Source organism: Pseudoalteromonas sp. SWYJZ12 (genome assembly GCF_015864395.1).
Lineage (GTDB): Bacteria > Pseudomonadota > Gammaproteobacteria > Enterobacterales > Alteromonadaceae > Pseudoalteromonas > Pseudoalteromonas arctica.
In genome coordinates, this window is the sequence record NZ_JADYXH010000011.1 from 71,072 (window position 1) to 91,953 (window position 20,882).

18 protein-coding genes are annotated in these 20,882 nt (G+C 39.8%); 13 read left to right on the plus strand and 5 right to left on the minus strand.

What is annotated here, in order from left to right:
- Positions 1–6: 6 nt before the first annotated feature.
- From ftsB to rpoS, 9 genes are read left to right on the plus strand one after another with little or no spacing between them, the layout of a single operon-like run.
- Positions 7–294: a cell division protein FtsB gene (gene ftsB / locus I6F42_RS13160; protein ID WP_007584772.1), complete on the plus strand. Its 288-nt coding sequence runs from the start codon at positions 7–9 to the stop codon at positions 292–294.
- A complete protein-coding gene (gene ispD, locus I6F42_RS13165) occupies positions 284–985 on the plus strand; it encodes a 2-C-methyl-D-erythritol 4-phosphate cytidylyltransferase (protein WP_197152407.1) in 702 nt (233 codons plus the stop codon). The genes ftsB and ispD overlap by 11 nt, the downstream gene beginning before the upstream one ends.
- Positions 982–1,479, plus strand: a complete 498-nt coding sequence (gene ispF, locus I6F42_RS13170) for a 2-C-methyl-D-erythritol 2,4-cyclodiphosphate synthase (RefSeq protein WP_197152409.1) — start codon at positions 982–984, stop codon at positions 1,477–1,479. The genes ispD and ispF overlap by 4 nt, the downstream gene beginning before the upstream one ends.
- Complete coding sequence (gene truD / locus I6F42_RS13175; protein ID WP_197152411.1) at positions 1,476–2,528, plus strand: tRNA pseudouridine(13) synthase TruD; 1,053 nt, start codon at positions 1,476–1,478, stop codon at positions 2,526–2,528. Before ispF ends, truD begins: the two co-directional genes overlap by 4 nt.
- Entirely contained in the window at positions 2,509–3,273 is a 765-nt protein-coding gene (gene surE, locus I6F42_RS13180) for a 5'/3'-nucleotidase SurE (protein ID WP_007584778.1), read from the plus strand. Before truD ends, surE begins: the two co-directional genes overlap by 20 nt.
- Complete coding sequence (locus tag I6F42_RS13185; RefSeq protein ID WP_007584780.1) at positions 3,263–3,901, plus strand: protein-L-isoaspartate(D-aspartate) O-methyltransferase; 639 nt, start codon at positions 3,263–3,265, stop codon at positions 3,899–3,901. Before surE ends, I6F42_RS13185 begins: the two co-directional genes overlap by 11 nt.
- A 9-nt stretch (positions 3,902–3,910) precedes the next feature.
- Positions 3,911–4,489 carry a YqaA family protein gene (locus I6F42_RS13190; protein WP_007584782.1) on the plus strand — a complete coding sequence of 193 codons (579 nt, stop codon included), beginning with the start codon at positions 3,911–3,913 and terminating at the stop codon, positions 4,487–4,489.
- A gap of 41 nt (positions 4,490–4,530) precedes the next feature.
- Entirely contained in the window at positions 4,531–5,355 is an 825-nt protein-coding gene (locus I6F42_RS13195; RefSeq protein WP_197152414.1) for a peptidoglycan DD-metalloendopeptidase family protein, read from the plus strand.
- Between the two features lie 35 nt (positions 5,356–5,390).
- Complete coding sequence (rpoS, locus tag I6F42_RS13200) at positions 5,391–6,365, plus strand: RNA polymerase sigma factor RpoS (RefSeq protein WP_197152416.1); 975 nt, start codon at positions 5,391–5,393, stop codon at positions 6,363–6,365.
- Between the two features lie 91 nt (positions 6,366–6,456).
- Here the strand turns inward: rpoS and mutS are convergent, their stop codons facing one another.
- Positions 6,457–9,042 (minus strand): DNA mismatch repair protein MutS, encoded by a 2,586-nt coding sequence (gene mutS / locus I6F42_RS13205; protein WP_197152417.1) that lies wholly within the window; start codon positions 9,040–9,042, stop codon positions 6,457–6,459.
- Positions 9,043–9,063: 21 nt separating this feature from the next.
- On the opposite strand from mutS, the gene I6F42_RS13210 reads away from it, so the two are divergent.
- Complete coding sequence (locus I6F42_RS13210; RefSeq protein WP_197152418.1) at positions 9,064–9,552, plus strand: CinA family protein; 489 nt, start codon at positions 9,064–9,066, stop codon at positions 9,550–9,552.
- A gap of 68 nt (positions 9,553–9,620) precedes the next feature.
- Positions 9,621–10,664, plus strand: a complete 1,044-nt coding sequence (gene recA / locus I6F42_RS13215) for a recombinase RecA (protein WP_024591486.1) — start codon at positions 9,621–9,623, stop codon at positions 10,662–10,664.
- A 313-nt stretch (positions 10,665–10,977) separates the two neighbouring features.
- Here recA and I6F42_RS13220 read toward each other — a convergent pair whose 3' ends face one another.
- Positions 10,978–13,101, minus strand: a complete 2,124-nt coding sequence (locus I6F42_RS13220) for a TonB-dependent siderophore receptor (RefSeq protein ID WP_197152419.1) — start codon at positions 13,099–13,101, stop codon at positions 10,978–10,980.
- 221 nt (positions 13,102–13,322) lie between these two features.
- The gene (locus tag I6F42_RS13225; protein ID WP_197152420.1) at positions 13,323–14,489 is read right to left on the minus strand and encodes a DcaP family trimeric outer membrane transporter; all 1,167 of its coding nucleotides are present in this window, start codon (positions 14,487–14,489) and stop codon (positions 13,323–13,325) included.
- A gap of 440 nt (positions 14,490–14,929) precedes the next feature.
- Here I6F42_RS13225 and acs point away from each other — a divergent pair, with 440 nt between their 5' ends.
- Positions 14,930–16,870, plus strand: a complete 1,941-nt coding sequence (acs, locus tag I6F42_RS13230) for an acetate--CoA ligase (protein WP_197152421.1) — start codon at positions 14,930–14,932, stop codon at positions 16,868–16,870.
- A gap of 104 nt (positions 16,871–16,974) precedes the next feature.
- Positions 16,975–17,625 carry a response regulator transcription factor gene (locus I6F42_RS13235; protein ID WP_007584799.1) on the plus strand — a complete coding sequence of 217 codons (651 nt, stop codon included), beginning with the start codon at positions 16,975–16,977 and terminating at the stop codon, positions 17,623–17,625.
- Positions 17,626–17,806: 181 nt separating this feature from the next.
- Here I6F42_RS13235 and purU read toward each other — a convergent pair whose 3' ends face one another.
- Positions 17,807–18,637: a formyltetrahydrofolate deformylase gene (gene purU, locus I6F42_RS13240; RefSeq protein ID WP_007584800.1), complete on the minus strand. Its 831-nt coding sequence runs from the start codon at positions 18,635–18,637 to the stop codon at positions 17,807–17,809.
- A 213-nt stretch (positions 18,638–18,850) separates the two neighbouring features.
- The gene (locus I6F42_RS13245; protein WP_165722861.1) at positions 18,851–20,737 is read right to left on the minus strand and encodes a hypothetical protein; all 1,887 of its coding nucleotides are present in this window, start codon (positions 20,735–20,737) and stop codon (positions 18,851–18,853) included.
- Positions 20,738–20,882 lie beyond the last annotated feature (145 nt).

A 20,882-nucleotide genomic window follows, 5' to 3' on the forward strand; every position in this document is an offset into this window, starting at 1 on the left:
TGTTAAATGCGTATTTTTCAAGTTGGCTTACTGTGCTTAGCACTGTTTGTACAATACAGATTATGGTTTGGTCATAATGGTTTACAAGACTACACACGGCTAAAAGGTGCTGTAGCGTCGCATCAAGAAACCAACGAAAAGCTCATTAAACGTAATAAAGTACTTAAAGCAGATATTGAAGACTTAAAGCTTGGCCAAGAAGGCATTGAAGAGCGTGCACGCAACGAATTGGGAATGATTAAACCGGACGAAACATTTATTCGTGTTTTACCGGGCAAACAATATGACAAATAAACAGACTATTGCAGCAATTGTACCTGCTGCGGGCGTTGGCAGTAGAATGCAGCACAATGCGCCTAAGCAATATATACAATTAGCCGGTAAAACCATTTTAGAACACACCTTAGCTAAACTTTCTCAATTATCTCAATTACGCACTATTGTTGTTGCCCTTAGCGACAGCGACCCCTATTTTGACGAACTCCCACTGCTTGATAAGCGCATTGTTCGCGCCAGTGGCGGTAAAGAGCGTGCTGATTCTGTGCTCAATAGTTTACTTTTTTTAGCGCCTAACCCCCCAACATGGGTGCTGGTGCACGACGCTGCCCGTCCGCTAGTTAATATCAGTGATATAGAACGTTTAATTGATGAATGTATACGCGCTGATGAAGGCGGTATTTTAGCTAGCAAAGTAAAAGACACCATAAAACGCGGCCACACTCATGCCCTACAAACTGTGCCACGAGACGATTTATGGCAAGCACTTACCCCGCAGTTTTTTAAATATGACGAGCTTAAAAATGCACTTCAAGGCGCATTAGCAAGTGGGGCAACTATTACAGACGAAGCAAGTGCAATTGAATGGGCGGGTAAGCCAGTAAAGCTTGTAGCAGGTCGCAGCGATAATATTAAAATAACCACGCCAGAGGATTTAGAATTAGCTGGGTTTTTATTACATAAACAACAAAACGAGAGTGCATTATGATACGAATTGGCCATGGTTTTGACGTACATAAATTTGGCGGCGAAGGCCCGTTAACTATTTGTGGTGAAAAAATTGATTACCCACAGGGCTTTTTAGCGCACTCAGATGGCGATGTTGCTATTCATGCATTATGCGATGCTATTTTAGGCTCGCTTGCAATGGGTGATATTGGTAAGCACTTCCCAGATACGGCAAGCGAGTATGAAAATATCGATAGCCGTATTTTACTTCGCCATGTGGTGAGCTTAGCTAAAGAGCAAGGTTATGTAATTGGCAATGGCGATGTGACTATTGTTGCACAGGCGCCAAAAATGCTGCCACACATTCAAGCTATGCGTGCTAATTTAGCCAGCGATTTAAATTGTGACCTTAGCCAAATTAACGTTAAAGCCACTACTACCGAAAAGCTAGGCTTTGAAGGGCGCAGGGAAGGTATTTCGAGCCATGCAGTGGTTATTATGAGTAAAGAGTCTATGAGTACAAAAAACGCATGAGCGATCTAAATTATTTATACGGTGCGCCGCTTTCTAAAGCTGATTTTAAAACCACTGCTGAAGACTTTATGGTTGATGAAGACTTAGGTATAGAGTTTACCGGTAGTGGCGAACACGTGTGTTTGCAGGTGGTTAAAAAAGGCGAAAATACGCAATATGTTGCCAAGCTAATTGCGCAGCGTGCGGGTGTTTCACCGCGAGACGTAAGTTACGCCGGCATGAAAGATCGCCACGGTGTGTGCTCACAGTGGTTTAGTGTAAAAGTACCGATTAAAAAGCCTATCGATTTTAGCGATTTAAATAGCGAGAGTATTTTTATTGTGTCGCAACAGCGCCACGACCGTAAATTACGCACGGGCTGCCACAAAGGTAATAAATTTACTATTACGCTTCGTAACGTAACCAAGCCCCTCGATATTTTATGCCGCATTAACGCAGTACGCGCAGGTGTGCCTAATTACTTTGGCGAACAACGATTTGGGCATAGCGGTCATAACTTAGTTATGGCTGAAAAAATGTTTGCCGGTGAGCGCATTCGCGATAAAAAACTGCGCGGTATTATTATTTCAGCAGCGCGCTCTCATGTGTTTAATCAAATAGTAAATTTACGTGTTAAAGAGCATGGTTTAGCTAAAACAATGCACCGTGAAGTATTTATGCTCAGCGGCAGTAATGCATTTTTTGAAGATGCAATTAACGACGAAAACATAGAGCGATTAGCTACTGGCGATATTATGATGTCGGCACCTATGGTGGGGAAAAGCGAAAAAGGTTTAACTGAACAAGAAAAAATATGGCTTGAACCTTTCCAAACATGGTGTGATGGCTTGGGTGAGTTAGGCCTTAAAAATGAGCGCAGAATGCTGCGTTTAATTCCGCAAAACTTAACGGTTGAGACCATAGATGAAACCAGTTTAAAACTGAGTTTTGGTTTGCCAAAAGGGTGTTTTGCAACTGCATTATTACGTGAGCTGGTGGATTATAAAGATGCTAGCCCTCGAGAGCGCAAAGAAAAGGATAATGACATAAATGAAGATACTGTTAAGTAACGATGATGGCGTAAATGCTAAAGGCATTGCGGTTTTATATCAGGCGCTTATACAAATTGCAGATGTAACCCTTGTTGCACCTGATCGCAACTGTAGTGGCGCAAGTAATTCTTTAACATTAATGAACCCACTACGAGCGACTACACTCGAAAATGGTTTTATGTCGGTTAATGGCACACCTACTGATTGTGTACATTTAGGTGTAAATCAGTTAGCTGATGAAAAACCAGACCTTGTTGTTGCTGGTATTAACCATGGTGCCAATTTAGGCGATGATACGCTTTACTCTGGCACTGTTGCAGCTGCAACTGAAGGTCGCCATTTAGGCTTACCTGCAATTGCGGTATCGCTTTGCTCACATAAAGGTGAGCATTTTGAAACAGCCGCTGCTGTTACCGTAAATATTATTAAAGGTTTGGCTTCGCATCCGCTTCCAAAAGATCAAATAATAAATATAAATGTGCCAGATATTCCATTAAGTGAATTAAAAGGGGTGCAAGTAACTCGTTTAGGTGCTCGTCATAAAGCAGAAACCATGACCAAACAAACCGATCCTTGGGGTCGAGATATTTATTGGTATGGATCGCTGGGCATAGAAAGCGATGCAGGTGAGGGTACCGACTTTTACGCAATCAATAACGGTTATGCCTCTGTTACGCCATTAAGTGTTGATATGACAGCCAAAGACAGCCTAAAAGCAGTAGGAGACTGGTTAGCCGATTTGGAGATTAATCGTGCTCGCTAATTATACCCGCAGTGCAAAAGCGCTATCTGATTTACTAAAGCGCGAAGGCGTTGAAGATACACAAGTACTGAGTGCTATAGCTGATATTCCGCGACACATATTCGTAGACGATGTGCTAAAACACAAAGCTTATGAAAATACGGCGCTACCTATTGGGCAAGGGCAAACTATTTCCCAGCCTTATATAGTAGCGCGCATGACAGAGCTACTTCGCTTAGCAGGTGTACGCAATAAAGTGCTGGAAATTGGTACTGGCTCTGGATATCAAACTGCAATATTAGCCAAAACGTTTACAAAGGTTTATTCGGTAGAGCGTATTAAAACGCTTCAGTGGCAGGCAAAGCGTCGATTGCAACAACTCGATTTATATAATGTAACCATGAAGCATGGTGATGGTTGGCAAGGCTGGCAATCACAAGCACCTTTTGATGGTATTATAGTGACTGCTGCGGCCTCTAAAGTTCCGCAAGACTTACTTGCTCAGTTAGCCGATGGAGGCGTGTTATTAGCGCCCATTGGTGAGAGCGATCAAAAATTAGTAATGGTTATTCGCGAAGGCGATAATTATAAAGAGCATGTTATTGCTCCCGTTAGATTTGTGCCGTTAGTACCTGGCGATATTGAATAGGAATTCATTTTGAAGTTGTTTACCAAGTTATACGATATGGCCCTAGTGTGGGCAAAGCACCGCCATGCGGAACGTTATTTAGCTGCAATGAGCTTTGCAGAGTCAGTTTTTTTTCCAATACCGCCCGATGTAATGCTTGCACCTATGTCGCTTGCGCAACCCAAAAAAGCATGGCGTTTTGCAAGCTTTGCCACAATAGCATCGGTTGTTGGTGGAGTAGTTGGTTACTTGCTTGGGTTTTGGCTATTTGAACCCGTTGTTGAGCCATTGATTGCACAAATGCACTGGCAAGAAAAGTTTGATATCGCATTAAATTGGTTTAAAGATTACGGTGTTTGGGTTGTGTTTTTAGCTGGTTTTTCGCCTATACCATATAAAGTATTTACCATTGGCGCAGGTGTTTTACAAATGGCGTTTTTGCCATTTTTACTCGCATCGGCGATTGGACGTGGTGCGCGATTCTTTTTAGTTTCAGCCTTAATGAAGTGGGGCGGGGCTAAAATGGAAGCAAAATTACGTCAATATATTGAAATACTTGGTTGGGGATTAGTGGTATTAATTGCGCTAGCGTACTTTTTATTGCGTTAAGCGTTAAAAATATCAATTGTCTAATTTGGGAGAAAAATACAATGAATAAACAGTTTTTACTGTATGTGACTATATTTGTTGGTGTTTTTCTTTCTGGTTGCTCTTCTCGCCATGTTCCTGCGCCTGTTAGCAGTCTAAATAATAATGTTAACGATTTAGGTCATACTATTAACATTAATGGAAGCAACTATAAAGTACAAAGAGGAGATACCCTTTATTCTATCGCCTTTAGTGCCGGTCAAGATTTTAGATTACTTGCAAAAAACAATTCAATTCCATCACCTTACACTATTTTTCCTGGACAAAATATATCCTTAATCCCTAAGCCAAAAAAAATAAAAAGGGATGAAAAATATACGAATCCGAGTAAAAAGTCTACAAAAAAAACACAAAAAAATAACATTATATTAAAGAAAGAGCTTGATCCTCCAAAACAACGAGAGTATGTTCAGAAACAAGCCAGTAACAAAGTTAGTAATACTAAACGTTTGTCGAGCAGTAAAGTTAAGTGGTCTTGGCCTGCAAAGGGCAAAATTACCAAACGCTTTTCTAATAAGGAAAACGGTTATAAAGGTTTACAGATTACTAATCGCAAAGGGGCTTCAGTCTTAGCCGCGGCACAAGGAACAGTGGTGTACGCGGGTAACGCTCTACGAGGTTATGGTAGTTTAATCATATTGAAACATAATGATGATTACCTAAGTGCTTATGCACATAACTCAAAATTACTTGTTAAAGAAAAGCAGAAGGTTAAGGCAGGACAAAAAATAGCAGAAATTGGTAATTCAGAATCTCCGGTCACCGCGCTTCGTTTTGAAATTCGCTACCGAGGGCAAGCTGTCAATCCTGCTAAATACCTACCCTAATTTTCAGGTATTGATAATTGCTCGGGAGAAGGCTTATGGCTAGCGCAGCAAAACTTGACAAACACACTACGACTGACGAAAAATTCGATGACATCGCTGCTGATGAAAGCACAACTCTACTAGAAAAAGTAGAAGACGATGAAATCTTTGCAAAAGAAGAAGTAACTAAAAATCTTGATGCAACCCAACTTTATTTAGGCGAAATTGGTTTTTCTCCTTTGCTTAGCGCAGAAGAAGAAGTGTTTTTTTCTCGTAAATCACTTCGAGGTTGTGAAGCCTCACGCAAACGTATGATTGAAAGTAACTTACGTTTAGTTGTTAAAATAGCACGCCGTTATAATAACCGTGGCCTTGCTCTACTTGATTTAATTGAAGAAGGTAACTTAGGCCTAATCCGCGCCGTTGAAAAATTTGACCCTGAGCGTGGCTTTAGATTCTCTACTTACGCTACATGGTGGATACGTCAAACAATCGAACGTGCCATTATGAATCAAACTCGCACCATCCGCCTACCAATACATGTGGTTAAAGAGCTTAATGTTTACTTACGTACAGCGCGTGAATTAACTCAAAAACTTGACCATGAACCAACAGCTGACGAAATTGCAGCTTGCCTAGACAGACCCGTTGAAGACGTAACTAAAATGCTACGTTTAAACGAGAGAATAGCATCGGTTGATATGCCGATTGGTGGAGAAAACGACAGTGTACTGCTTGATATCATCCCAGATGAAAAAAGTGCAGGCCCTGAAGGCGAAGTACAAAATAATGATATTAATAAACACATTGTAGACTGGTTAGGTGAATTGAACCCTAAACAACGCGAAGTGTTAGCACGTCGATTTGGATTACTTGGCTACGAGCCATCTACACTTGAAGATGTAGGTCGTGAAATAGGCTTAACACGTGAGCGTGTAAGGCAAATTCAGGTAGAAGCATTACGTCGTTTAAAAGACATTTTGCAACAAGAAGGTTTAAGTACAGATAGCTTGTTTAATCAGTTTTCGTAACAGCGTAAATAACTTAAAAGACTATGTGTGTTAAAAAGCCGAAGAATTTATTCTTCGGCTTTTTTTATGTTTGTAAATTAGATGATATAAATTACAACAATGCTTTTAGTTTATATAATAAATCGTGCGCTTGGCGTGGCGATAAATTATCAGGGTCAATAGCTCCCAACTGCTCTTCCACTTCTGAAGGTGTATTTTGTGCAGCTTCATTATTAAAAGTAAATGCTTGTTGCTCTGTATTTGGTGCAGTAACGCTTTGATGATTTTCGAGTAACTTAAGTTTTTGCTTTGCTTGTGCAATAACAGCTTTTGGCACACCCGCAAGAGCAGCTACCTGTAAGCCAAAGCTCTTACTTGCTGCGCCATCAAGTACTGTATGCATAAAGGCGATTGTATCGTTATGTTCTATTGCATCGAGGTGCACGTTTACCAGACCTGTTGTTTGTTCAGCAAGTTCTGTTAACTCAAAGTAGTGCGTTGCAAACAATGTTTTAGCTGATATTTTTGACGCTAAATGATCGGCTGTTGCATACGCAAGCGAGAGACCATCGTAGGTACTTGTACCGCGACCAATTTCATCCATTAATACCAAAGACTGCGCCGTGGCATTATTTAAAATAGTCGCTGTTTCGGTCATTTCTACCATGAAGGTCGAGCGACCTGATGCTAAATCATCGCTTGCACCAATACGTGTAAATATGCGATCGATATTGCCAATTTTAGCGCTGTCTGCAGGTACGTAACTGCCAATGTGAGCCATTAATACAATAAGTGCTGTTTGGCGCATATAGGTTGATTTACCGCCCATGTTTGGACCTGTAATAATCAACATTTTACGTTGGCTGTTTAATTCAACAGGGTTAGCAATAAACGGTTCTTTCATTACTTGTTCAACAACAGGGTGACGACCTTGCTTAATGCTTATATTGTCGTTATCGCACAGTTCTGGTTTTGCATAATTGAGTGAAAGTGCACGTTCGGCCAAGTTATTTAATACGTCTAAATCGGCCAGTGTTGCTGCCATCATTTGCAGCTGTTCAATATGTGGAGCGATAAATCTAAACAACTCTTCGTATAGTTGCTTTTCAAGTGCGAGTGCTTTTGATTGGCTACCAAGTACTTTATCTTCGTGCTCTTTAAGCTCAGGAATAATATAGCGTTCGTTATTTTTAAGCGTTTGGCGGCGAATGTAGTCGGCTGGCACTAAATGAGCATTGGCGCGGCTTACTTCAATAAAAAAGCCATGTACGCGGTTATAACCAATTTTAAGCGTACTAATACCTGTGCGTTCGCGTTCACGCAACTCTAGTTGATCAAGTACGTCGGTTGCACCTTTACTTAAGTTACGCCACTCATCTAGTTCGCTGTTGTAACCAGGGGCAATAACGCCACCATCACGAATAAGTACCGGTGGGTTTTCTATCACTGCACGTTCTAATAACTCTTGTAAATCAGGGAGCTCAGGCGAGTGCTTGATAATACCCGCTATACGAGGATCGTTAGCATCACCTAACAAAGTATGCAGTGGTGCAAGTGCTTGTAATGCGCTGCGAAGGCGAGTTAAATCGCGCGGGCGAGCTGTGCATAAAGCTAGGCGTGCAATAACTCGCTCTACATCACCAATCTCTTTTAATGATTCGTGTAATTCGCCGCACAGTTGTACATCTAAAATAGCGCTAATTGCATTTAAGCGAGAATTTAGCTCGTCTTTATTACGTACAGGTGTATGAATACGGCGCTTAAGTAAACGAGAACCCATAGGTGTTGCTGTTTTATCAAGAACCTGGGCAAGTGTGTTTTCAAACCCACCTGATAAATTAACGGTAAGTTCTAAATTTTTACGGGTTGCGGCATCTAAAATAACAGCGTGTTCGTTGTGCTCAAGCGTAATTGAACGAATATGTGGCAGTGCAATACGCTGTGTATCTTTTACGTATTGCATCAGGCAACCGGCAGCAACAAGCGCGCTGTGGGCTTTATCAACACCAAAACCTACTAAATCTTTAGTACCAAACTGATCGCATAATAAGTGCTCGGCCGTATCTAAGTCGAACTCCCACTCTGGGCGGCGGCGGGCACCTTTTATATGCTCAATTAAATGAAAGTTTTGAAAGCTTTCGCTATACAGAAGTTCTGCCGGAGCTAAGCGCTGAATAGTTGAGCTAAAGGCTTCGTCAGTGTTAACCTCTACAACGTTAAAGCGACCAGAGTTAATATCAAGGTACGCGATACCGTACAGACCTTTTTTACTTTGCCAAACGCTGGTAAGGAGGTTGTCTTGTCGTTCTTGTAAAAGCGCTTCGTCAGAAATTGTACCAGGTGTAACTATACGAACAACTTTACGATCGACAGGACCTTTACTGGTTGCAGGGTCACCCACTTGTTCGCAGATAGCCACTGATTCACCCATTTGGACTAGGCGTGCTAGGTAGTTTTCGACTGCATGATAAGGCACGCCCGCCATAGGGATAGGATCGCCACCGGCTTTACCGCGATGTGTTTGCGAAATATCGAGTAATTGAGCGGCGCGTTTAGCGTCATCAAAAAAGAGTTCGTAAAAATCGCCCATACGATAAAACAATAAAATATCGCGATGCTCTGATTTTATTTTTAGATACTGCTGCATCATAGGGGTTTGTTGTTTTATAGTGTGTGGTGCATAAAGATCAAACGACATGTATTTACCCAAAGGCTGAATATGGAATTACATCAAGAGATTAAAACACTTGCTGCGCAATTAGGCGCTATTTTAACGGATAAATGCTTATGGATCACTAGTGCTGAGTCATGTACTGGTGGCGGAGTGAGTTATGCCCTTACAGATACGCCCGGAAGCTCTGCTTATATTGACCGCGCATTTGTGACTTACAGTAACCAAGCAAAGCAAGACTTACTAAATGTAAGTGCCAGTACATTAGCGCAATTTGGTGCTGTGAGCGAGCAGACAGTACGTGAAATGGCACTAGGGGCAATAAAGGCAACAAATGCAAATATATCTATAGCTGTATCGGGTATTGCAGGACCTGGCGGGGCAACAGAAGGCAAACCTGTGGGACTTGTGTGGCTTGGCATACAAATTAATGACAAAGTACTGACCTTTAAACAAGTATTCTCTGGCGATAGGGCTCAAGTTAGACTGCAAGCTATTGTATTTGCATTGAAAAGTGTAATAAATGAGATAAAATAAAAAAATTAGCTTGATACTGTAATTTCATACAGTATACTTGATTCCATTAGCTGGATTTGGAGAATAAAATGAACGATAACAAACAAAAAGCGTTGGACGCTGCACTATCACAAATTGAACGTCAATTTGGTAAAGGCTCAATTATGAAATTGGGTGATAACAAAGCGTTAAACATTGAATCTGTATCTACAGGCTCATTAGGTATTGATATTGCTTTAGGCATAGGTGGTTTACCTATGGGACGTATTGTTGAAGTATACGGACCTGAGTCATCTGGTAAAACAACGCTTACTTTACAAGTTATCGCAGAAGCACAAAAAGAAGGCAAAACATGTGCCTTTATTGATGCTGAGCATGCTCTAGATCCAGTATATGCCCAAAAATTGGGTGTAAATATAGATGAATTATTTGTATCTCAACCAGATACAGGTGAGCAAGCACTAGAAATTTGTGACATGTTAGTACGCTCAAGCGCAGTAGATGTTGTTGTAATTGACTCGGTTGCTGCACTAACACCAAAAGCTGAAATTGAAGGCGACATGGGCGACTCGCACATGGGCTTACAAGCACGTTTAATGTCGCAAGCATTACGTAAGCTTACTGGTAACATTAAACGCTCTAACACGTTATGTATTTTCATTAACCAAATCCGTATGAAAATTGGTGTTATGTTTGGTAACCCAGAAACAACAACGGGTGGTAATGCACTTAAGTTTTACGCATCTGTTCGTATTGATATTCGTCGTATTGGTTCTGTTAAAGAAGGCGATGAAGTTGTTGGTAACGAAACACGCGTTAAAATTGTTAAAAACAAAGTTGCGCCGCCGTTTAAACAAGCTGAATTTATCATCATGTATGGTGAAGGTATTTCTAAGCAAGGCGAGTTAATTGACTTAGGTGTTAAGCACAAAATTGTTGAAAAAGCAGGTGCTTGGTATAGCTACTGTGGCAACAAAGTTGGCCAAGGTAAATCTAACTCAATTAAATTTTTGAAAGAAAACCCAGAAATTGCAGATGAGATTGAAGGTAAGTTGCGCGAAATGCTTTTACTAAAAGCAACTATTGAACCAGATGATGGTGAAGATAAGTTGGGCGATGACGCTGACCTTTAACAGCATCAAAATGAGTTTTTAAGCTTGATTTGACCCGAGCTTTAAAAAGCGCTGATCAGTAATGATCAGCGCTTTTTTGTTGTTAAAAACTTAAAGTAGATAACCTGAGCTCTGGATAATAAATCTATCTCGAGCAGCTATTTTCAGCGCTAACTGCGTTGAATTTACTTGCAATAGGCCAGCTATTGACGCGTAAATTCGCCTTGTTTCCACTGAAAATCTCTGGCTAGAGAAAATAAAAACGACACATTAAAAATGTGTCGTTTTTTAATTTAACCGCAAAAATCTACAGCCTTTAATTAATCAAATATATTTATAACTGCCAATTTACAGATAGAGCGTAGTTACGCGGTGCACCGTAGTAACCTTGTTCCCAGTATAGGCTGTGCAAATATTTTTCACCTGTGGTGTTATTAACGTTGAAAGTGACTCCTACGTTATCTGTAATTTTGTAAGTGGCCATTAAATCAAGTAACCCGTATGCATCTTGGTTGGTAGTAACACTTGCAATACCATTAGCATCTTTAACTTGAACTCGGCTAGTTGAATCCTGCCAGCGATAGTTTGCACCAAATGATAAGCCATCAACTAAAGGTACTTGATAGGTTGCGGCCACTTTAAGTTGGTTTTCTGGTGTGTAATCTTTTACTAAATCATCACCATCAATATTTAAATTACTAAAGCTAATACTTGCACTTAAATCATCTGTAAATTTACCACTTAACTCTACTTCAAAACCATTACTACTAATGCCATCAGCTGCATAATAACGCGTATCACTTGGTAATGAGTTAGCTATAGCAACAGCAAGGCCATCTTGTTTTGCATCAAAATAAGCAAACGTTACAAATAACTGGTCGTCTAGAAGCTGGGCTTTGACACCTATTTCGCTACTTTTTCCAGTAACAGCAGGTAGTTGATTGGCATTTATGTCTAGTTCTTTTTGCGGTACAAATGTTTCTGTATAGCTTGCATAAGCCGATAGAGATTCGTTAAAGTCGTACACTGTACCAATGTACGGTATTAGCTCAGAGTCACTTCTAGTTTGAGCAACGCCATAGGCTGTGCCTTTTGTTTCCCAATCGGTATAACGCACGCCAGCGAGCACACTTAAAGGCTCACTTAATTTAATGCGAGTAGATATGTAAGCTGATTTTTGCTCGTTAGTAATATCGCTACCATTTACGCCATCAGCAAGTGTTGCCTCTGGTACTACACCATCCCACGTTTTAAGCGATGGCATATCTGGAAAACCATTGCCTGTAGTGTAATCGTAAAGAGACTGCTCGTTGTAATCCATTTTTGCTTGGCTAACACCAAATGATAGATTGTGCTCTTGATTAAATAAATCAAATTTACCACTGGCATATAAATCAAATAAGTCATGCTTATCTTCGTAATCATAACGACTTGCATAACCTGTTAAACCAAGTTCAGTATCTTTATCAGGGGTACCGTATACGTAGAACAGCTCTGAGTTTTGCTCGTTTTCGATGTGAGCATAGCGTGCTCTAGCCACCCATGTTGCTGATAAGTTTTGTTCAAGCGTTACATATACTTGCTCTGCACTGTTATCCCAGTAAGACCAATCAGCAGCAGTACTGGTTGATTCGTCATAGTCTGTTGGTGAGCCGTCGGTGTAATAAAGAGGTAGTGCCCCCCAAAGTGGGCTATCAGCATCTTTTTGTTGGTTAACGTAGTTAACGCTTAATAATGTGCTGTCTGTTAATTTGCCTTCGTAGGCTAAATAAATAATTGTTTTATCTGTTTCGTAGCGATCTAGGTATGAATCAGCTTTTTGCTTTGTAAATACAGCACGTACGGCGTGTTCTTCATTTATTGGCGTAGATACATCTAAATCTAAACGTTTTTTATTCCATGAGCCATACGAGGCTGATGCATTTGCTTGTGTTGTGTAAGTTGGTTTCTTTAAAACCATATTTACAGTTGCAGAAGGATTACCGGCACCGGTCATTAAGCCATTAGCGCCACGAACTATTTCTACACGGTCATAAATTGAAGTATCAAGACTGCCTTGAATAGATCCAGAGCTTTGTGGAATACCTAAGCCATCAACTTGAAAGTTAGTAATTTCAAAGCCACGAGCTTTAAAGTAAGTACGATCTGTTTCTATTTGCTCTACTGTTACGCCGGGGGTGCTTTCAAGTACTGAGTTTATATCGTCTAGTGAAAAGTCGTCCATTAATGCGCGTGATACTACCGAGATTGACTGTGGTGTTTCTTTAATTGTTAAACCTAGTTTGGTAGCTGATTGCGCTTCTTCTGTTATGTAGTTTTTGTGATGTTGACCATATACCGCAATTTTTTCGAGAGGTTCATCTTTTACAGTTGCTTCATCAGCAAGTGCATAACCAGATAGAATTAAAGAAGTAGCAAAGCTTAATTTAGATAAACGCAAAACTTGAGGGGACGACATAAGTTTTTCCAGTTAGTTCAAAAAGAAGTGCGTAACTTAATCTAAATGATATCGATTTGCAATTGAGTTGTGTGTTTTACCTATTATTATTCTATTTTGTTGGATTTTAGCGTCACATAAAGAGATTATGGGTACGAATTGATGAATTATATAGAACTTAATATCCCTTATAAAAAAAAGCGGCCTAGGCCGCTTATTTAAAGTAGTTAGCTTTTTAGTTATTAAAAAGAGTATTTAACAGAGAATTGTAAACGATCTAAATCGCCATCTACGCCACTTTCAGTTTCACGCTCAGCATGTTTTAGCTCAGCTCCAAATGTTAGGCGTTTAACAGGGGAATATAAAATGTTAGCGCTATAGCTTTGGCTTGATTCAGTCGGATCACCAGAAATAGCTAATAAATTAGTGTTGTTATCAGCAGAGAAGAAAGAGTATAAGAACGTTGAACGCCATTGGCTTGTCCACTTGTGCTGGTAAGCAACAAAACCAGAAGTCGAATCAATGGCATCTAGTTCATCGCCATTAAGTACTGCGCCGTGAGCAACGTTTAAGCCTACGTAACGGCCTAAGCCTTTACCTTGAGTAAGCATAAATTTAAGGTTGTCTTCACCAAGGTTTATTTTACCCGACGCACTAATACCAAAAGATGTTTCATCTGCATCAACACTGCCTACTTTATAAGTTAGTTGGCGAGCAAGCGCTGCAACAACAATGTTACCCCAATCAGCTTTGTGTGTGTAACGAGCTGTAAAGTCAGGCAAGGATGCATCATCAGTTACTACCATACCGCTAGTAGTAGAAATTGTACTTTCTGGGTTTTCTAATGAGAAAGACCATGCGCCAGTGGTATATTTAATTTGCGATTGGCGAACAAATATAGTGCCTTCAGCTGGGCCTACAAAATCAAGCGTTTCAGCAAGGGCACCCACGTTTTGAAAGTTAGACCATGTTTGACCAAATAACCAACCGTCGTATGTCACAAACGCATGGCGAATACGTGGAGCATAAGAGTTTGATACACGTTCATTGCCGCCAGCAGCTGAGGCTAAAAAATCAATCTCAATTTTAGTGTTAACGGTCTTACCGTTATCCATAACAGTGGCTGTGCCAAAGTTAAAGCGTGACTCGCGAGCATGCATATCAAACACAGCATCTGAGCTGTTATCGTCGCCAACTGTTAGCGTACTTGGTACGTAAAAGTCACGGCCTACGTTTGAGCCTGCAGGCGCACCCGCTGAATAATCACTCCACATAGAGTCGAGTTTAATGTATCCACCGTAAGTAAATTCGGTATCACCAATTTTTGCAGCAGTTGCCGCGTATGCAGTACTTGATAGTGCACATAGTACAGCGCTTGCTGCCAATGTTTTTAATGGGGTAAATTTCATTGTGGTGTCCTTTATAGGCTACTTGTTATTTATTACTTTTTTTTCATAGATATTTGTATTACTTGCTACGAGTATTACTTACGAATAAAAAGGGTTGTTAATTTGGCTTTCAATTCACTTTCTATTTTCATTCGTTAAATAAAGCATTTTAGTAAGTACAACAAAATATCTTTATTAGAGTACGAGAACACTGTTGAATATGTGCAATATTTACTCAATTACCTATTGGTCTATAAGACTAAGGTTTGAGAGCAGATTAGTTTATATTTACTTACATTTAACGCGTTGTATTATTTATGTAAAAAAATTGAAAGCAGAAGGATTATAAACTACAAATGATGAAATTGAAGGGGTGTACAACTAAGGTCTAATACTTAATGTAGCACTGCTGAGTAATCCTTGATAAAAGCTTAAGGCAAGTAATTTAAATGGAGACTAAGATGTCACAAAGTATCTATCCAGTTCCTGCGCATATTAAAGATGCGACTCTTGTAGATAAAAATAAATATAATACGCTTTACAAGCAATCTATTGATGACCCAGAAAGTTTTTGGCGTGAGCATGGCAAACGTCTTGATTGGTCTACCCCTTATACAAAAGTTAAAAACACATCATTCGACAAAGGCCATATAAATATTAAATGGTATGAGGATGGCTACCTTAATGCTTCGTACAATTGTATCGATCGTCACTTAAAAACCAAAGCAGACAAAACTGCGCTTATTTGGGAAGGTGACAGCCCATCTCAAAGTGAGAATATTACTTATCAACAATTGCATGATGAAGTGGCTAAGTTTGCCAATGGTTTAAAAAAGCTAGGTGTTCAAAAAGGTGATCGTGTAGCGATTTATATGCCTATGACGCCTCAAGCTGTTTATGCAATGCAGGCTTGTGCACGTATTGGTGCTATTCATTCGGTTGTATTTGGTGGCTTTTCACCTTCTGCGATTGCAGATCGTATTCGAGATTCGGGTGCCAAAATTGTTATTACTTCGGATGAAGGGCGCAGAGCAGGTAATTGTGTTCCATTAAAAGCAAATGTAGATGAAGCGGTAGCGCAAGAATCTGTAACCTCAATTGAGCATGTTATTGTGCACCAATTAACCGGCGGTGAAGTTGATTGGAATGAGCACGATATATGGTGGCATGACCTAGTTGCTGATTTACCAGCAAAGTGTGAACCAGAGCCAATGAACGCTGAAGATCCATTGTTTATTTTATATACATCAGGTTCAACAGGTCAGCCGAAGGGGGTTGTGCATACTACTGGTGGCTACTTAGTTTACTCATCAATGACACATGAATACGTATTTGATTTAAAAGAAGACGATGTGTATTGGTGTAGTGCCGATGTAGGTTGGATCACAGGTCACAGTTACATTGCATACGGGCCATTAGTAAACGGTTGTACACAAGTATTATTTGAAGGTGTACCAACTTATCCAACTGCAGGACGTATGGGCGAAATTGTTGATAAACACGGTGTAACTATTTTATATACTGCGCCTACAGCAATTCGTGCGCTAATGGCGAAAGGTGATGAGCCAACAGCTTCGTCAAATCGCGATAGTTTACGTATTTTAGGCTCGGTGGGTGAGCCAATAAATCCAGAAGCATGGACGTGGTATTACGAGAGTATTGGTAAATCTAATTGTCCGATTGTTGATACGTGGTGGCAAACAGAAACCGGTGGCATAATGATTACGCCTCTACCGGGTGCAACTGATACAAAGCCTGGCTCTGCGACCCATCCATTTTTTGGTATTGCGCCAGCATTATTTGATGCTGAGGGGAATAACCTTGAAGGTGCTGTGGACGGTAATTTAGTTATTTTAGATAGCTGGCCATCACAAGCGCGAACTGTTTATGGCGACCATGAACGTTTTGAACAAACTTATTTTAGCGCTTACCCAGGTGTTTACTTTACAGGTGATGGTTGTCGTCGTGATGAAGACGGTTATTACTGGATCACAGGACGTGTGGACGATGTACTTAACGTATCAGGCCATCGCTTAGGTACTGCCGAAATTGAAAGTGCGTTAGTTGCGCACGAAGCAGTAGCAGAAGCAGCAGTAGTGGGTTACCCGCATGATATTAAAGGCCAAGGTATTTATGTTTATATCACGCCTAACGAAGGTGTAACAGTAAGCGATGAGTTAACCAAAGAGGTACGTAACTGGGTTCGTAAAGAGCTTAGCCCAATAGCATCACCAGATATGATTCAATGGTCTCCAGGTTTACCAAAAACACGTTCAGGCAAGATTATGCGTCGTATTTTACGTAAAATCGCTGCAAATGAGCACCAACAACTCGGTGATACGTCAACGCTTGCAGATCCATCTGTAGTCGATGAACTAATCGAGAACAGATTAAATCGTTAAATGTGCGTTAAAAACTTGATTACAAGTTGATTCTAAACGTAGTATATCGGCTGTCAGTAAGGGTTTTATACCTAACTGGCAGCCGAATTTATTAGGAGTGAACCATGAGTCAGTTTTTAATAGCGGACGACCATCCGTTATTTCGTGAAGCACTAAAGGGCGCATTGAGCGCAAAATTTGAAGGTTTAGAGGTTTTTGAATCATCCGATTTTGACAGCACACTGCAAGTGTTAAGCGAGCAAGAGGATCTTGATATATTACTGCTAGACCTTCACATGCCAGGTAATGGTGATTTATATGGTCTTATTCGTATTAGAGAAGAATACCCAAGCTTACCTATTGCCGTTGTTTCGGGTAGTGAAGACGCTAATATAGTTTCTAAAGTAATGGGTTACGGCGCTATGGGATTTATTCCTAAATCGTCATCGTCTGATGATATTGCCAGTGCAATTAACCAAATACTTGAAGGCGATACATGGCTACCAAAAGAGTTAAAAAACAAAGTAGCTGAAATTGAAGGTGAAGACCGAGAAATAGCAGCGCAAGTTGCCTCATTAACACCTCAACAATACCGAGTGCTGCAATATCTGCACGAAGGTTTACTTAATAAGCAAATTGCTTATGAACTGCACATATCAGAAGCAACAGTAAAAGCACACATTACAGCCATATTTAGAAAACTCGGCGTGTACAATCGTACCCAAGCCGTTTTAATTGCCGCTAAATTAAAACTCGAGCCAATAGAGCAGGCATAATTTACATTTAAAAAGTCACTTGCTTATTTATGAGCAAAAAAATGCCAGCAACAATGCTGGCATATTTTTATGTGTAGAATAATCAATTAGAATTCAGGTTAATAACAAAATGCATACCTTGTTATCAACACTGTTTTATTACCTCAAAATAAACTACTTAATTAAGCGAATTGGTACAATGCTAAGAAAACACTACAGTTTTATTACCATTAATAAATAGCTTATGCTCTGATGCAAGTTGGAGTGCTTTACAAAACACTGTTTTCTCTACATCTTTACCCATTTTAGCCATCATTTCGGCGGTATTAGCATGTGTAACGCTTGTTACATCCTGCAAAATAATAGGGCCTTCATCAAGCTCATTATTCACAAAGTGAGCGGTAGCACCAATGATTTTTACGCCGCGCTCAAATGCTTGATGATAAGGTTTAGCACCAATAAATGCGGGTAAAAATGAATGATGAATATTAATTATTTTGCCTTCGAAGCGACCCACAAATTCAGGGCTTAAAATACGCATGTATTTGGCAAGACCAATAATATCAGGGTTGTAGCTGGCAATTAAATCACCTACTTTTTGATCGTGCTCGCTACGAGTTAGTCCTTCGTGCGATACAACATGAAAGGGCACATCAAACCCTTTTGCTAAAGGCTCTAAATCAGCGTAGTTAGCAATAACGGCTAATACTTCAATATTAAGAGTTTGTTCAAATTGCTTTAGCAACATACCACCTAAACAATGGGCTTCTTTAGTTGCAAGTAAAACAACTTTAGTTTTTGCACCGCAATGTAGGGCAAGCTTAGCGCCTTGTGGCAACAGTGCGCGTAGTTGATCTAAAAAGTCGCTTTGTGGCTCGCCTGTAAGCTCTGTGCGCATAAAAAATCGCTGTGCGTCTTTATCTACAAACTCGTTGTTACGCGTAATATTTAAATTGTTTTTATGACAAAGCCCTGTGATTTTAGCTATTAAGCCTACGTCGTCAGCACATTGGGTGGTTAGTATATAGCTCATTGTCCTCATTCTTACCCTGTGATTAATACTTCATTATTTGTGTTTTGGCACATAAAGCAAGGGCTTTGTGGACTAATCCAATATTAATCATGTTGTTGAGTATAAAAGAGGTAGTAAAGTTAAAAGGTATTGAATAGAGGTTAATAAAGGATAAAAAAATGCCACCTAATTTACAAGGTGGCATTAATACTAATAATCCAGAGTTTAAGTTAATTAACCCTTTGGCTCGGGAGATAAGTTTTCTTCTTGTCTTAAATACCCGGCAGCTTCTTCGTCATCTTTAGCTATCGCTTGCTGAGTAGGTATAGCACGCGTTTGCTGGTTTAATTGATGTATTTGTGACGCATTGCCTAAATCACGCTCACTGGTGATTGAGGCGATAGATTCACGGTCTTTCAAGAACGCGATAACGTCTTTTTTGATTGCTTGTAATTGTCCTTCGTCTTTATGCATTTCCATAATATGGCGAGGATGTTCAAGATTTTTCATACCTGTTGCTGCAAACGTAGTAGAAACAACACGAGAAACAATAATCCAAGGCGTTATGCTACTGCGTACTAAAGTATTTTCTGAGCGAGTACTATCGTGAATACCAGTACCTGTTGATATTTTAGACTCAGTAAATGTGCCTTCGCATTTAAAGTACACTAGTAGTGATTCAAATTGCATTTCAGCAAAAAATAGATGAGCTGTATTTGTAAGCAATTGCGCAAATGCTTTAATAAGTATACCTATTAGCAATAAGTGAAAGCTTGTCATTAATAGCTCACTAAATTGAATAACATGTTGGTTATTAAATGCTTGTTTAAAGCTACTAATATTTGCAGCGTCAACGTAATGATAAATATTAATAAACGAATACGCTAAAAACACAGTAAACGCTAAGGCTATAATATAAAGCAAGTTACCACTTACTAAAGCAAGTAACCGTGCTAGCGTAAAGTTTTTACCTAAGTCTATTGAGTGCAGTTTAGGTTGAATCTCTTGGATCATTTCACCTTTAAAACCGCCTTTACCTTCAATTTGTTCTTGAAGCTTAGGATCTAATTCGCGATAAACTCTGTTAGGTACTTCTTTATAACGACGGTTAGCCATTACTAGATTGTCTAGGTTTATAAAAATTTCGTCTGGATGAACAGACTCTTGCCAGTTTTCACGTAGTTCTGATACTTCAGCAGAAGGGGTAACTGCATTTAAACGCGCTTTAATCATAATAAAAGCAATTGCGCAGCTCAGAGTGGCTAATACAATAATCGCAATTAAGTACATGCCAGCATGAAGACTAGGTAGTTGCTCAATCCAGCCATCTATTTCTTGTTTGCTAATGTGTTGTTCTTTCATCAGCCATGACATAGAAAGGCCAATAGCGATTGGTAGAATAAAAGATAAAGAAATAATTTTAGCGAGTGCACCGGTACCAAGTGCTTCAATATTTTTTTCAGCGTTTCTAGAAATAGGTTTACCCGTAGAGCGCCACGAAAAAAGCACGTAGAACATTAATATGGCACTATAAACAGGAAATGCTAATTCGCCTGCTTCACCGGTAAAACCCGATAAAGATACAAATGCCACAAGGCCATAAGCAATAAGTGCAACAAGGGTACTTACCCATGAGCCAAATAAGCGCTGAGCAACATTACGAATAGGATAAGGTAGGAATAATAACTTAGGGATTAAGCTGTGAAGTAAACGTGATAAAAAACCATTAGGCTCTTTAAACGTACTGTTTTTACGACCAACCAGCATTTCTTCGAGTGATTGCGCGGTGTAGGCTACTTCTTTTTCTTCTTCTTTGGCGGTTGATGCTTGTGATTTACTGTAGTTATAAGCAAGTGAAGTAGGGTGGTTTCTGCCTACAAAATACTTAAGAGTTGCATAAATACCACTTGAAAGTGAGCGAATGCCGAATGCTAAAATAAGCATGCCAAACACCATTAAAATCCATCCAGCGGTTGTATCTTCTTTTACTGAGCCCGCAGCAATAACAAGTAAACTAATACCCGCTATAGACTCGATGAGTCCTCTTACAGCTGTTACTTTACCTTCAAGTTTGAAGGGGTTTTTTAGTCCAAGATCAATCGATCCATAATCAAAAGCCATTGAATGCTCCTTTTAAACAGCATGCCCAATTAAGGGAGAATATAAGCGTAGTTATAATAACCATTATATATATCGTATTTTTGTTTTTGCTCAATTTTTGATTATATATCAATAAAGTCGTTCAGTTTAAGGTTATTTTAAAGTG

What these genes read in the sequence shown, in the direction of transcription:
- ftsB (WP_007584772.1), top strand. Translation starts at nt 7, where the DNA reads ATGCGTATTTTTCAAGTTGGCTTACTGTGCTTAGCACTGTTTGTACAA.
- ispD (WP_197152407.1), top strand. Translation starts at nt 284, where the DNA reads ATGACAAATAAACAGACTATTGCAGCAATTGTACCTGCTGCGGGCGTT.
- ispF (WP_197152409.1), top strand. Translation starts at nt 982, where the DNA reads ATGATACGAATTGGCCATGGTTTTGACGTACATAAATTTGGCGGCGAA.
- truD (WP_197152411.1), top strand. Translation starts at nt 1,476, where the DNA reads ATGAGCGATCTAAATTATTTATACGGTGCGCCGCTTTCTAAAGCTGAT.
- surE (WP_007584778.1), top strand. Translation starts at nt 2,509, where the DNA reads ATGAAGATACTGTTAAGTAACGATGATGGCGTAAATGCTAAAGGCATT.
- I6F42_RS13195 (WP_197152414.1), top strand. Translation starts at nt 4,531, where the DNA reads ATGAATAAACAGTTTTTACTGTATGTGACTATATTTGTTGGTGTTTTT.
- rpoS (WP_197152416.1), top strand. Translation starts at nt 5,391, where the DNA reads ATGGCTAGCGCAGCAAAACTTGACAAACACACTACGACTGACGAAAAA.
- mutS (WP_197152417.1), bottom strand. Translation starts at nt 9,042, where the DNA reads ATGTCGTTTGATCTTTATGCACCACACACTATAAAACAACAAACCCCT.
- I6F42_RS13210 (WP_197152418.1), top strand. Translation starts at nt 9,064, where the DNA reads ATGGAATTACATCAAGAGATTAAAACACTTGCTGCGCAATTAGGCGCT.
- recA (WP_024591486.1), top strand. Translation starts at nt 9,621, where the DNA reads ATGAACGATAACAAACAAAAAGCGTTGGACGCTGCACTATCACAAATT.
- I6F42_RS13220 (WP_197152419.1), bottom strand. Translation starts at nt 13,101, where the DNA reads ATGTCGTCCCCTCAAGTTTTGCGTTTATCTAAATTAAGCTTTGCTACT.
- I6F42_RS13225 (WP_197152420.1), bottom strand. Translation starts at nt 14,489, where the DNA reads ATGAAATTTACCCCATTAAAAACATTGGCAGCAAGCGCTGTACTATGT.
- acs (WP_197152421.1), top strand. Translation starts at nt 14,930, where the DNA reads ATGTCACAAAGTATCTATCCAGTTCCTGCGCATATTAAAGATGCGACT.
- I6F42_RS13235 (WP_007584799.1), top strand. Translation starts at nt 16,975, where the DNA reads ATGAGTCAGTTTTTAATAGCGGACGACCATCCGTTATTTCGTGAAGCA.
- purU (WP_007584800.1), bottom strand. Translation starts at nt 18,637, where the DNA reads ATGAGCTATATACTAACCACCCAATGTGCTGACGACGTAGGCTTAATA.
- I6F42_RS13245 (WP_165722861.1), bottom strand. Translation starts at nt 20,737, where the DNA reads ATGGCTTTTGATTATGGATCGATTGATCTTGGACTAAAAAACCCCTTC.